General features: G+C 44.7%; 13 protein-coding genes. 2 read left to right on the forward strand and 11 right to left on the reverse strand.

Annotated features, from left to right (window positions below; translation table 11 throughout):
- Positions 1-8 precede the first annotated feature (8 nt).
- From VSQ32_06165 to VSQ32_06175, 3 genes are read right to left on the reverse strand one after another with little or no spacing between them, the layout of a single operon-like run.
- The gene (locus VSQ32_06165; GenBank protein MEH2942455.1) at positions 9-1,688 is read right to left on the reverse strand and encodes a sugar ABC transporter substrate-binding protein; all 1,680 of its coding nucleotides are present in this window, start codon (positions 1,686-1,688) and stop codon (positions 9-11) included.
- A gap of 57 nt (positions 1,689-1,745) precedes the next feature.
- On the reverse strand, positions 1,746-2,654 hold the full coding sequence (locus VSQ32_06170; GenBank protein ID MEH2942456.1) for a carbohydrate ABC transporter permease: 909 nt from the start codon (positions 2,652-2,654) through the stop codon (positions 1,746-1,748).
- Positions 2,655-2,664: 10 nt separating this feature from the next.
- Entirely contained in the window at positions 2,665-3,612 is a 948-nt protein-coding gene (locus tag VSQ32_06175) for an ABC transporter permease subunit (GenBank protein MEH2942457.1), read from the reverse strand.
- 358 nt (positions 3,613-3,970) lie between these two features.
- Here VSQ32_06175 and VSQ32_06180 point away from each other — a divergent pair, with 358 nt between their 5' ends.
- Positions 3,971-4,999 (forward strand): LacI family DNA-binding transcriptional regulator, encoded by a 1,029-nt coding sequence (locus VSQ32_06180; protein ID MEH2942458.1) that lies wholly within the window; start codon positions 3,971-3,973, stop codon positions 4,997-4,999.
- Between the two features lie 135 nt (positions 5,000-5,134).
- Complete coding sequence (locus VSQ32_06185; protein ID MEH2942459.1) at positions 5,135-5,965, forward strand: hypothetical protein; 831 nt, start codon at positions 5,135-5,137, stop codon at positions 5,963-5,965.
- A gap of 375 nt (positions 5,966-6,340) precedes the next feature.
- On the opposite strand, the gene VSQ32_06190 is transcribed toward VSQ32_06185, so the two are convergent.
- The 8 genes from VSQ32_06190 to VSQ32_06225 form a co-directional block, all read right to left on the reverse strand.
- Positions 6,341-6,571 (reverse strand): hypothetical protein, encoded by a 231-nt coding sequence (locus tag VSQ32_06190; protein ID MEH2942460.1) that lies wholly within the window; start codon positions 6,569-6,571, stop codon positions 6,341-6,343.
- Positions 6,572-6,645: 74 nt separating this feature from the next.
- Positions 6,646-7,080 (reverse strand): hypothetical protein, encoded by a 435-nt coding sequence (locus VSQ32_06195; protein MEH2942461.1) that lies wholly within the window; start codon positions 7,078-7,080, stop codon positions 6,646-6,648.
- Positions 7,081-7,136: 56 nt separating this feature from the next.
- Positions 7,137-7,571, reverse strand: coding sequence for an IS200/IS605 family transposase (tnpA, locus tag VSQ32_06200; GenBank protein MEH2942462.1), 435 nt, complete (start codon positions 7,569-7,571; stop codon positions 7,137-7,139).
- A gap of 207 nt (positions 7,572-7,778) precedes the next feature.
- A complete protein-coding gene (locus tag VSQ32_06205; protein ID MEH2942463.1) occupies positions 7,779-8,210 on the reverse strand; it encodes a sugar O-acetyltransferase in 432 nt (143 codons plus the stop codon).
- 217 nt (positions 8,211-8,427) lie between these two features.
- The gene (locus tag VSQ32_06210; GenBank protein ID MEH2942464.1) at positions 8,428-8,637 is read right to left on the reverse strand and encodes a helix-turn-helix transcriptional regulator; all 210 of its coding nucleotides are present in this window, start codon (positions 8,635-8,637) and stop codon (positions 8,428-8,430) included.
- Between the two features lie 41 nt (positions 8,638-8,678).
- Entirely contained in the window at positions 8,679-9,194 is a 516-nt protein-coding gene (locus tag VSQ32_06215) for a hypothetical protein (protein ID MEH2942465.1), read from the reverse strand.
- A 329-nt stretch (positions 9,195-9,523) separates the two neighbouring features.
- A complete protein-coding gene (locus VSQ32_06220) occupies positions 9,524-10,150 on the reverse strand; it encodes a metallophosphoesterase (protein MEH2942466.1) in 627 nt (208 codons plus the stop codon).
- A gap of 7 nt (positions 10,151-10,157) precedes the next feature.
- Entirely contained in the window at positions 10,158-12,074 is a 1,917-nt protein-coding gene (locus VSQ32_06225) for a BMP family ABC transporter substrate-binding protein (GenBank protein ID MEH2942467.1), read from the reverse strand.
- Positions 12,075-12,153 lie beyond the last annotated feature (79 nt).

Consider the following 12,153-nt stretch of genomic DNA (forward strand, 5'->3'; position numbering starts at 1 on the left):
TCCTGTATTTATTCTTTTTCCTCGCTCTCAACGCCGGCATACCGGTCGTATGCGTCCTGATATACTTTCAGAAGTTTATCCATACCACATTTTTTCTTTAATTTTTCCACATAGGCTTCCCATTCTGCGTCCGTGGGCCCGCCGTTTTTCAGCCACAACCCCTCCTGCTCAGATACTGCGCTTTCAAAATCAGCTTTGTACCAGTCAATGTCGTCCAGCTCCTCCCCTGTAAATACACAGTCTACCGGATAGGTTACGGCACTGTCTACGAAGGGCATCCAGAATTCATTCAAATCTGTCAGTCGCTCAATGGCCCGGTCTTCCATTTTAAAAGTAGTGAGATAATAATTGCTGAGAATCAGTTTTGGCCCGTATACTTCCTGTTCCCCTCGCAGTTCTCCGGTTCCCTTTCCGAATTTCTCCTGAGATTCCTCGTCGGTGATGCTCAGCCATACGCCATTTTCATCCTGCTCTGTAAAATACGTCCCTATGGGGCCATAGTGAAGCTGCATTACATTTTCCGGCTCATACCATTTATCGAAAAATTTCAGCAGGTTTGCAGGACTTTTGCAGGCTTTGGTAATATTCAGATTTCCGCTGCTGGTGGGGCCTCCGGTGCGCACCGTTACATTGTGAGTGCCATCCGGCCCGTCCAGAATAGGAAGGAACACATAATCTTTCGCATAATCGCCCATCAGTTCCTCGATATACCACCAGGTGGAGACGCCTACATAACCCTGGGAACATTTGGAAATCAACTGGGTGTCATCCTGACTGAACATTTCCACATCCATCAGGCCTTCCGCATACCAGTCATGGAAATAAGTCAGAGCATCCCTGTATTTGTCCGAGGTGCAGATAAATTCCACTTTTCCGTCGTCATTCAGCACAAGATCGTTGCACACGTCATTGGGCCAGTTGGTAAAGCCAAAGCCCGCATAGAAAATATTCTGCCCCCAGCACCACTGGTCGAATCCTGTGCTCATGGGAATGGTGCTGCCCGGATCATTTCCATAATATCTGGCGCTCATATCATTATCTTTAAAGGCTTTTAAAGCCGTATGAAGTTCATCCAGAGTGGTAGGCACTTCCAGACCCAGATCATCCAGCCACGCTTTGTTTATCATGGAAAACTGGGGAATCGTGTAGATACTGTAATCTTCTTTTGCCCCAATTCCTGCAGTACCCATGCGCTCTCCGGAGGGGAGGCCATAGATATATCCGTCGTCCATGGTGATTGCCCGGCGGATATCCGGATTTTCCTCCAGAATCTTACACAGATTGGGCATATATTCTTCCGTCAGGTAGGGTGACAAATCAATAAAGGTTCCGTCGTCTCCGTAACGGGAAATATCATAGTTATTGAATCCGACCCCTATAAACGCATCCGGCAGATCTCCGCCTGCAATCCGGATATTAACCTGTTCTGACAGAGATTCGCTCATGGTGTTCCATTCGATATGAATTCCAGCTTCTTCCTGAAGCTGATTCAGCACCGGCTTCTTATCATAGCTGGTACTCAGAGCGCCCATCCCTCCCATAATATAAAAATCTGTCTGGGATGTGTCCGTATTGGCAACCCCTTTCTCGTGATTTCCGTAATCATTGCCGCATGATACCATGGACAGTCCAATTCCAGTCATCAGCATACAGGATAAAAACTTTTTCCGCAATCCTTTTTTTCTCATAATATGGCTTCCTTTCTACTTGATACCAGTCATACGAATTCATTCCGTATTCCCCAATCAGCCTTTTACTGCCCCTGCCATAAAACCTTTTTCAAAATACTTCTGTACAAACGGATAAATCATCAGCATGGGGGCCGCTGCAATAATGATGGATGAAAATTTAATCATTTCTGTCATTTTGTTCAGTTCGGCATAACCGCCGGATATGGTGCTTGCCTGGCTTGCACTGGCAGAGCTTTTAATCAGAATATTCCGAAGTACCAGCGGCAGCGGCGCTTTTTCCGGGGAAGGAAGATAAATCATGGACGTAAACCAGTCGTTCCAGTAAGTAACCATGGAAAATACTACCATAACTGCCATAATCGAACGACTCAGAGGCACAACAATGCGGATAAAGGTCGTCCATTTGGAAGCACCGTCAATTTCTGCTGCTTCAATCATTTCTCTGGGAATACTGTTCTCAAAGAAGTTCCGCATGATAATCATATTTCCCACCGCAACGCCTCCCGGCAGGAACAGCGCCCACATGTTGTTAATCAGCCCTGTTTCCTTTACAATCAGGTAGGTAGGAACCAGGCCTCCGCCGAAGTACATGGTAATAATAAAGAAAATGCTGAAAAATTTTCTGCCGGGCAGGTTCTTCACACTGAGGGGATATGCGGTCAGATACAGCATTACCACAGAAAATACCGTGCCGATAATGGTGTACTTAAAGCTGTTTAACAGTCCCGTCAGGATATTGGGGTCTGCAAATACTGCTTTGTATCCATCTAATGTAAATTTGCTGGGCAAAAGAAATGTTTTTCCTGCATATACATCATAAGGATCTGACACTGACGCTACCAGCACGTAATACAGAGGATAAGCAACAATCAACAAAATAATGACACATATCACCACCAGAATAATATCGCTGGTTCGTTCTGAAAACCCGGATAATTTTCCTGTTTTTGTTTTCGCTTTCATCTCGCACCTCCTATACAAAACTTGTATCTTCGGACAATTTGCCCGCAATCTTATTGACTGCAATCAGAAGAATAATATTGACCACCGTGTTAAACAGCCCTACTGCAGTGGAATAACTGTACTTGGCGTTTTCAATACCCTGCTGGTACACATACACAGCAATTACATCGCTGGTAGCCTTGTTCAAATCTGTCTGCAGAAGCCATACCTTTTCGAATCCCACATTCATCAGATTTCCGGCGCTCATAATCAGATTCAGCACCATGATGGACTTCAGCTCCGGGATATCAATATGGATAATTCTCTGAAACAGGGAAGCACCGTCTACTTTTGCCGCCTCATACAGGGATGTATCAATATTGGAAAAGGTAGCCATATAAACGATAATCCCCCATCCTGCATCCTGCCAGATACCGGAAGCAATATAAATAGTACGAAAGGCGGAAGATTCTGTCAGAAAATCAACGCTGCTTCCGAGAATCAGATTTAAAAGTCCGCCGGAGGGACTTAAAAAGATGCGGATCATACCGCAGATTACCATGGTGGAAATAAAATGAGGTGCATAAAGCACTGTCTGAGTGGTTCGTTTAAACCGCTGAAACCTTACCTGATTCAGCATCAATGCCAGAAAAATGGGAATCGGAAAACTCCATAACAGGCTGTAAAGACTCAGCAGCAGAGTATTGGAAAGCATTCTTACACAGGTAGGAGCGGAAAAGAACCGCTGGAACCATTTCAGACCTACCCATTCGCTTCCGAACATTCCCTGGCTGGCCTTGTAATCCCGAAAGGCAATCTGGATTCCATACATGGGTATGTACTTATAAATAATGGTCAGTACCACAGGAATCAGGAGCATTGCATACAACTGCCAGTTGTCCATAATTCGCTTTTTCAACGGTTTTCCATTTAAAGGAACCGCCGAAACTGCTGCCATATCCGGCTTTAATTTTTTCATAATTTACTCTCTCCTTTCTGTTTCAGATGGTTTGTTTCATGAAATTGAATTCAAATTTTCTTTTTTATGCGCACCGTATTCGTGAAACGTTATTCAATCTGTATTTGAAATATATTATTTTGCGTTGCGTTAGTCAATCTTTTTTTCTCTATTTCATTGTGAATATCTATAATTTTAGTGATTAATTACAGTTTTTTTATAGCTCTTTTGTATACATTTACAGTTTTAATAATATATGTAACGTTTCATGAAATTTTCTGCAAATGCACTTTACAAACAGAAAAATATCCATTATAATATCATCATAAAAGAAACACTTGTTTTATTAACATCCAGAAACATATCAAAGGAGGCTCTTATGAAAAAAGAAAATCCCGTTCCCACCATGAAAGATGTAGCCAGAGAAGCCGGCGTTGCTCTGGGTACCGTTTCCAAAGTAGTCAACGGACTGCCGGTGGGTGAATCCTACCGCGTTCGCGTGGAGGCGGCTATCCGGAAACTGAACTATCAGGTCAACAGTTATGCACAGGGACTGAAAGCAAGCAGGACATATACTGTTGCTCTTCTGATTCCCAATACCCGGAATCCATTTTTTGCTTCTCTGGTTTACCATATTAATCTTGCATTGCTGAAACGCAATTACCGGATGTTACTCTGCACTACTGATTTTGATTTAAATCTGGAGCAGGAATACATTGCCATGGCCCGGCAAAACAAAGTGGATGGTATTATCGGCCTTACCTATAATCCGAATCTTACTGTAGATGAAACCATTCCCTTTGTATCTGTCGACCGTTCCATGGGACATGGAATTCCCTGTGTGGCCAGTGACAATTTTGCAGGAGGCCAGCTTGCTGCCGAAAAACTTGCAGATTTTGGCTGCAGACATGTGGCATTTCTGCGGATTGGTTCTTCCCTGAGCAATGAGCCAAATAAACGGAAATCCGGATTTGAAAACGGCTGTCTGGCCCGCGGCCTTTCATACGAAGCAAAAATTTTAAATGACGGGGATTCTCTGGAAGGTTTCGAACAGTTTCTGAAAGACCATATTACAGACGGAAAACTGGCCTTTGACGGAATCTTCTGCGTTACCGACAATTTGGCCTGGTCTGTGCTGAAAATCCTGCGCAGGCTGAACCAGAAAGTTCCTGAAGACGTGCAGGTGATTGGTTATGACGGAATACGCATGTTTGGTGATAAGGAATACGTCTGCTCTACTATCGTACAGCCGCTTCCCGATATTGCTGAAATGTGTGTGGAACTGCTGCTGCAGGAAAACAGAATGTTCCGGCCTCCTCTTGTCTGTCTTCCCGTTACGTATGCCGAAGGCGGAACAACGCGTGAGATTGCCGGAACCAAATCTGGCGAACAGGAGGTGGATTCATGAAATTACGTTATTTTGCTGTTCTGTGTTTTCTGGCTTTTCTGCTGGCAGGCTGTGCCAGCCCTCTCCCTGAAAAAGAACCTGTGGAAAATCTGAAGCATCTTACGGTGGGTCACAGTCTTGAAGTGGAAAATACAGATGACCGTTTTGTTCTTGTGGATGACAACAGTACTCTGGCTGCCGGAAGGAACCGGACAGAGGCTGACCGGATTACCGCGGTTTCAGGAACTGTTAAGCCGGGATGGCAGACGCTTTTTTCTGGCAAACCTTCTGACTATTCTGGGATTTCTACCGTTTATGCTTGGAGTCCTGCTGTCTTTGCTTTCATCCAGTATTTTAATTCTGATTCCGGCCTGTATACTCGGCGGCGCCTTTGCCGGCCCTGCTCTGTCCTGTATGCATGACGCTCTGCTGCGAAGCCTGCGGGATGCGCCCGGCAAATGGACGGACAATTACAGACGCGCCCTGAGACAGAACTGGCGTCAGTCCATAATTCCCGGTATTCTGTTCTGCCTGCTGCTGGGTTTTTATATTTTTATGCTGGCTACATTCTTCTGGGCTTCCCGGTTTCCGGGATTCGGGACCCTTGCGGTGTACTTTGTGGGCCTGACACTGATTATCATGTTTTTTTCTCTGTACTGGCCTCAGATTGCATTATTTGAACAGAGCGGAAAACAGCGGTTCCAGAACAGCCTGCTGTTTATGATTCGTTTTTTCCGGAAAACTCTGGGCTGCGCATTGCTTCAGATTCTCTACTGGACTGTTATTGGACTGCTGCTTCCCTGGTCTGTTATTTTATTTCCGTTCCTGGGGATATGGTTCATTCTGTTTGCTTCAGATTTCCTGCTCTATCCCGCCATGGATGAATCTTTTCATATTGAAGAACTGATTGCGCGGAATTTTCCGGAACAGACGCCTTTTTATGAAAACGATGAAGACTGGCTCAGACGGAAACAGGAAAAACAGTAATAAGAACGCACCCTTACATAATATTTTTTTCCTGTTTTCAGCTTTGAAATAGTCTGGGAAACGGTCTTATAATTGCCCTCCCATCTTTTTTTAGCTTACTGTCAGTTTTTTTCCCTTTTTGGTTCTGAGTGATTTTAATGTCTGCCTGGCAGGACTGACCTTTACTGTCACTTTTACTTCTGCTGCATAATAGTTTTCTGTTTCTGCCGCCTTTACTGTGATAATGGCAATTCCCGTTCCTTTAATGGTTATTCTTCCTTTGTTATTTACTGCTGCATTTTTTTACTGGAACTTGTGCAGGTAAGTGTTCCATCCCCTTTCGTCAGTTCAATATTCAATGAGAACGCACCGTATGACTGAACTCAAAATTCCGTATCAGCGCTTCTGTCTGCAACTGCTCTGAATGGGCAGAAGAAATCTGCAGCGGTTCCACGCCAGCCAGCGGTAGAAGTTTGTCATGGCTGTCATTGCCCTGTGCGTATCTTCGGTCAGTTTTCCGGCATCGTATGGATTTTTCAGGGAATACATCGACTCATACCAGGAAGATTCTTTTGTATTTTCATAACGCTCCCCTGCATAAAGGGCTTCTCCGTATTTCTGTCCCACTTCTTCCTTTGTACGGGTAGAAAAAGTTGCAGATTCTGCCGCATCATAGACAATGGTGTCCGCTGTTTCCGCATTTATCGTGTTACAGCCCTTGACGCTTCAAATTTCATTTCATGTTCTTCTGCATATTTCTGTGCCGGGGACCCTTCATAGCAGACCAGCGTTACATGTTTTTGCCAGCCGCTGCCATGGTCAAAGGCGTACTCCGCAATGTTATGCACAGTATCCGGAACCGTAATGCGGACTTCTTCCAGCTTAATCTTTGCTTTTGGGCAGAACAGCAGAATGGTTTTTCCCTTATCATACAGAATACCATCTTCCGAAGAATAATTCCTGTTTGCTTCTGCTACATGAATGGCAGACAGGTTTATGCATTCTCCAAATACGTCATTCCCCAGCTCCGTAACACTTGCAGGAATGGTATCTGTTTCACTTTGCCTGTAATCGTGACGTCTGTCAGATATTTGCAGAACTGAACCACTACCGGCTAAAGCCGGTAGGTTCAACATGCTGCTAAAGCAGCCTAAAGTTGTGCATGCTGCAAGTTATCGGTATCCCATTACTTTTATCCTATCTCAAAGTTATCAGAATTGCTCCTCTCTTGCAGATCTTGATTCTTGATATACTCCTTGATGATTTCATCTGTTACATTTCCACTGCTTGCTACAAAATAGCCTCTTGCCCACAAGTGTTGACCCCAGAATTGCTTATTTAATTCTTTATATTCCATCTGCAATTTTCGCGACGTATTCCCTTTTATATACTGTACCAACTTACTCGCTGACAAATGCGGCGGAACGGATACCAACAGATGGATATGGTCATTTCCAACATGTCCTGCCAGTATTTCTACTTCATTGCTCTGGCAGATGATTCTGATGAGTTCTCTTGTTCTTATCGCTATTTTTCCTGTTATCACTGGTTTTCGATATTTTGTTATCCAGACTAAATGGTACTTGATATCGTATGTGCAATGTGCTGACTTTCTGTAATTTTCCATTTCTTTCACCTCAAGTTTAGTATCTCTGTTTTCACCTTTTCTAAACTTGAAGCTATGGGGTTTACCTAAAGGTTTCGCCTAAAGGCGAGGGTTTTAACCCCATTATACAGACAATAAAATGCGTCATCTCCTACTTGTTCTACAGTTTCAGGGATTGTAAAAGCTCCGTTTTTTCCTCCCGGACAACACAGTAAAACGGTTTTGTTCTTATTGCTGTTCTTCCTGGAAACATCGGATTACCTTACAGGGACTTCCTGCTGCCACGCAATTGGCAGGAACCGGGCGGGTCACCACACTTCCGGCGCCGATGACACTGTTTTCCCCAATGGTTACTCCCGGAAGAATAATACTTCCTCCTCCAATCCAGACATTGTCTCCGATTTCCACAGGACGGGCATAGGTCCTGAAAAAAGTGGCACCTGTTTTTTCCCAGTCCGGATGGAACCTTTCAGCAGGCAGGACTGGATGAGAAGAAGTATAAATCTGCACATTGGAAGCAATCAGCACCTGACTGCCGATTCGTATGGGTTTATTATCCACAAAGGTACAGTTCATATTTATGATAACATTATCACCCGGAAAAATATTTTTCCCATAATCACAGTGAAAGGGTGTGTCAATGGCTACATTCTTCCCCATACCTCCCAGTAATTCCTGTAAAATTTCCTGTCTCTTTTGTACGTCATCGTAGTCAGAAAAATACGGCTGTTTCCAGAAAGTCTCCTGTTTCGTAATACATATAAATTCTCCTTCTTTGCTGTTGCGTCATATCAATGGTTACAGTCTGATGATAAAGGAAAATTCCAAAATTATCTATCCCGTTTCAGACATTTACCTGCAGAATTCTGCCAGTCTGTTACCGGTGGTTCTGTCTGTTCCGGCACTTTAAGTTCTTTCTGTATTCCGCCGGGGTACAATTTGCATATTCACGGAAAATTTTACTGAAATAACTGCCTGTTCCCAGCCCGCAGGCCTGACCGATATCCGTGATGGATTCCTGACCTTCTGCAAGCATCTGGCAGGCTGCCTGCAAACGGTAATTTCTGATATATTCTGCAGGAGTCATATGAAGGTAATTGCGAAACAGCCGAAAACATTCCCGTTCGCTCAGATATACGCGGCTGCCAGCTCAGAAACAGAAATTTTCTCCTGGTAATGTTCATGGATGTAAATCATCATTTTTTTCAGACGTTCATCGTTTCTGTCTGACGTGATATCCGTTTCCGCTTCCGGTTGTTCCTGGAATAATTCACAGATAATAAGCCAGATTTCTGATAAGGATTCCCTGATTTTTATTTCATAGCCAATCTCACAGTCAGAAAAAGCAAAGGCCTTCCGTATCTTTTCCAGCACCTCTGCATGGACTGGAATATCCGGACGGAAAAGAAAAAACGCCATCTTCTGCGAGGCTGTGACAGGCAGGACATAATTCTGTTCAATTCTGCTTCCCGGAGTTCCTGAGATGAAAGACGAATCAAAAATATGGAGAAGCTGGGTATTTTTCTCCTTTCGGGACAGAGGTCTGGTCATATGGAGTACATTGGAATTGACAAATCCTCCGAATCCGGCGGGAACTGTCACTTTCCCGTTCGGAGTATGATATTCTACCGCTCCTGTTTCCATATAAAAGAGCTCCACTGCTCTGTGCCAGGGAACATAGCCGCATGGATAGTTATCCAGTTTTGCACAGGACGCAATATAAGGAAAATCAGCTGCAAAACCAAGCAGCAGTTCTTCTTTATTCCCGCGAGCAATGAGCCAAGCAGCCGCGCTAGCGCGGATATTTGGCGAATGCCGCGAGGGTCAAATACCCCGCCCCTTGGGGCGAACTTGCCAGAAACAAGCTAAGGCATACCCCGTCAGCTTGCTGCGGGGTATTTGATTTTCCGTACGGAATTTCAGTTCTGTAATATGATTCATAGACATTCTCCTGACAGACTCTTTTTTGTTCCTCAGCATCCGGACAGGGAATCCTTCGGATTCTCGTCTTCAAAATCAAAGATACATTTCTCAAATGCATTGATGATATGAGTGTCTTCATATTTGTCATAACGTTTATGGTTTCCGCCGTAGGACAGATGCACATGGCCGTGGAGAAAAAACCTGGGCCTGTATTTTTCCAGCAGATTCCGGAAAACCTGGAACCCCTGATGGGTCAGATCCCGTCCGTCGTTGAGCTGATAGGCGGGAGCATGGGTTACCAGAATGTCAAAACCCCGTTTCCGGAAAATCTGGAACCGCAGTTTTGCCACCCGCTGCTTCATCTGTCGTTCAGTATACTGGTGTTTTCCGGCGTTGTAACGCATGGAACCTCCCAGCCCCAGAATCCGTATGCCCTTGTGGACGTAAATCTGGTCCTCGATACAGATACAGCCGTCCGGCGGAACCCGGTCGTACCTGTCATCGTGGTTTCCATGTACATAAAGTACCGGCACAGAAGAAAGAGTCGTCAGAAAGGACAGGTAATGGGGGTCCAGATCTCCGCAGGAAATAATCAGCTCCACATCTTCCAGTTTACTCTTATCGTAATATTCCCATAAACTCTTTGACTCTTCATCTGCGATTGCCAGTATCTTCATTCTGAGATTAACCTTCTTTCTTTTTTACACCCTGCTGTTTCATCACCGGCTCTGCCTGGTCTTTCAGTTCCTCTTTTTTGGGTATGGAGCCGATTACGTTATCCGCCAGCCAGTCCATGGTCATGATTTCCTCCGGAGAAAGGCTTCCCTCCGGGTCATTCAATACCGTACCTGTCTGGGAGTATAAAATACCGGAAAAGGGATTGAATACTTCCGAACAGATTGCGGATTTTAACAGGTCTGCCAGACGCTTCAGCTCATTGGGCAGATATTTGGAAAATACCACATCCACCACCCCTTCTTCCATGCCCCACCAGTAATTGATGGCTTTCTTGGTGGAAGGGTCATCGTCGTATTTCCAGGTTCCGTCCATAATGGCCCATATAAGCTGCTCATAGAAATTCCCCCAGTGCCACAGGGGCATGGCAAAATTCCTGGGATAACCGTTGTTTATATGGTAAAGGCCGAAAAATCTGGAAGCCTCCTCCGGTATTACCATATCCCGCCCGGAAACACAGGTGGAACCGCTTTCCCGTATGCGTTCTTCAATATCCATATCTTTTTTGGCTGACCACTCCAGGTACACTTTTGCCCAGGGATTGGTCATTTTCGCTCCGATGGCAAAGGCATTGATATTTGCTATGGAGCCGTAAATGGGGTAATCCGCAATATACATCAGCCGGTTGTTCTCAGCCATTGCTCCGGCAATGGCGCCCATCAGAAATTTTGCCTCATACATCCTTGCATAATACGTGCGGATATACCGATGGGATGTATTCAGAGAACAATTCAGAATCCGCACTTTGGGATTGTCAATGGCGGCTTTCACACTGGCCGAAGCAAAGGGCGGCGTGGTGGTGAAAATCAAATCGCAGCCTTCCTCCATGGCCTCATTCAGCAGGCGGTCAATATTTTCCGTAGTTCCGTTTTCATAACAGATGGTCTGTACTTCTTCCGGGAATGTCTGTTCCAGATGCAGTTTACCCAGTTCATGGGCGTACGTCCAGGCAGAGGTCCCCGGCGTTTTTTCGTAGATAAAGGCAATTTTTAACTTCCCAGGAGCCAGTGAAGGCAGATGAAGCAGATCAAACAGTGATTTTTTCTTCTGATTGGGTTTCATCTTCAAATCTATCTCGGATTCTTCTCCCAGGAGTACAAATTCTTCCCAGCTCTTTGCCACCAGTTCCTGCATTTCACTGGTGGTTTTATTCTCAATGACGTCATAGCCATAGAGGGTAATAAATGACAGAAATGCATCTCCCGGTGAATTTCTCAGCTTAGTTCCACCTTTTGCCTGGTATTCAGCCGTAAATCTGGTATAAATAGAGCTGAATTTCAGCAGATCTTCTTCGCTCCAGACTTCATCCGGCCCTTTTCCTACTGCTTCCTGCAGCTTTGCATATCCGCCCTCCTGGGTAAACCAGATATAGTTAATGGGGGCTAACCGGTAGAAATCCAGAAATTCATAATAAATTCTATTTTCTTTTTCTTCACTGCGTTTTGGGATAATCCTGGTTACATTTCCCAGAATAGAGACAGCGCCGGAATATTTCATTACGCTGACCCGTTTATTTCCCTCTACCACATAAAATTTATACATGTATTCATAAACCTTGATTGGCTCACGGATACCTTCCTCCACATGAGAATCAAGTAATTTTATCCATTTTGCCGCAAATTCTGTGTCTTCCCGCAGAATAGGCATAAAATTTCCTGCAAAAGAGCTGCTCCTTCCGAATGTCTTCGTCCCTTCAATCTGTTCTATGGGAACCTGCACCAGACCAAGAGGCGTCTCAGAATAAGACCCCCGTTCCGGCAGAAAATCATCCAGCACCTTTAAAATCGGTTTTTCCCCACGGAGCAGCCTGGCCTGATAATCTTTCTTTCCCGCTTTCAGTGCTTTTCTGTAATCTTCTTTTCCCATAATGTCCTCCCATGCTCGTACTGCGCTGTAAATGTTATATTTACATTCATTGTTATGATTTCTCTTTCTTTCTGTTTTC

Source organism: Lachnospiraceae bacterium JLR.KK002, from assembly GCA_036941025.1.
Lineage (GTDB): Bacteria > Bacillota > Clostridia > Lachnospirales > Lachnospiraceae > Petralouisia.

What these genes read in the sequence shown, in the direction of transcription:
- VSQ32_06225 (MEH2942467.1), bottom strand. Translation starts at nt 12,074, where the DNA reads ATGGGAAAAGAAGATTACAGAAAAGCACTGAAAGCGGGAAAGAAAGAT.
- VSQ32_06185 (MEH2942459.1), top strand. Translation starts at nt 5,135, where the DNA reads ATGACCGTTTTGTTCTTGTGGATGACAACAGTACTCTGGCTGCCGGAA.
- VSQ32_06220 (MEH2942466.1), bottom strand. Translation starts at nt 10,150, where the DNA reads ATGAAGATACTGGCAATCGCAGATGAAGAGTCAAAGAGTTTATGGGAA.
- VSQ32_06210 (MEH2942464.1), bottom strand. Translation starts at nt 8,637, where the DNA reads ATGACTCCTGCAGAATATATCAGAAATTACCGTTTGCAGGCAGCCTGC.
- VSQ32_06180 (MEH2942458.1), top strand. Translation starts at nt 3,971, where the DNA reads ATGAAAAAAGAAAATCCCGTTCCCACCATGAAAGATGTAGCCAGAGAA.
- tnpA (MEH2942462.1), bottom strand. Translation starts at nt 7,571, where the DNA reads ATGGAAAATTACAGAAAGTCAGCACATTGCACATACGATATCAAGTAC.
- VSQ32_06165 (MEH2942455.1), bottom strand. Translation starts at nt 1,688, where the DNA reads ATGAGAAAAAAAGGATTGCGGAAAAAGTTTTTATCCTGTATGCTGATG.
- VSQ32_06205 (MEH2942463.1), bottom strand. Translation starts at nt 8,210, where the DNA reads ATGGGGAAGAATGTAGCCATTGACACACCCTTTCACTGTGATTATGGG.
- VSQ32_06215 (MEH2942465.1), bottom strand. Translation starts at nt 9,194, where the DNA reads ATGGAAACAGGAGCGGTAGAATATCATACTCCGAACGGGAAAGTGACA.
- VSQ32_06195 (MEH2942461.1), bottom strand. Translation starts at nt 7,080, where the DNA reads ATGTTGAACCTACCGGCTTTAGCCGGTAGTGGTTCAGTTCTGCAAATA.
- VSQ32_06175 (MEH2942457.1), bottom strand. Translation starts at nt 3,612, where the DNA reads ATGAAAAAATTAAAGCCGGATATGGCAGCAGTTTCGGCGGTTCCTTTA.
- VSQ32_06170 (MEH2942456.1), bottom strand. Translation starts at nt 2,654, where the DNA reads ATGAAAGCGAAAACAAAAACAGGAAAATTATCCGGGTTTTCAGAACGA.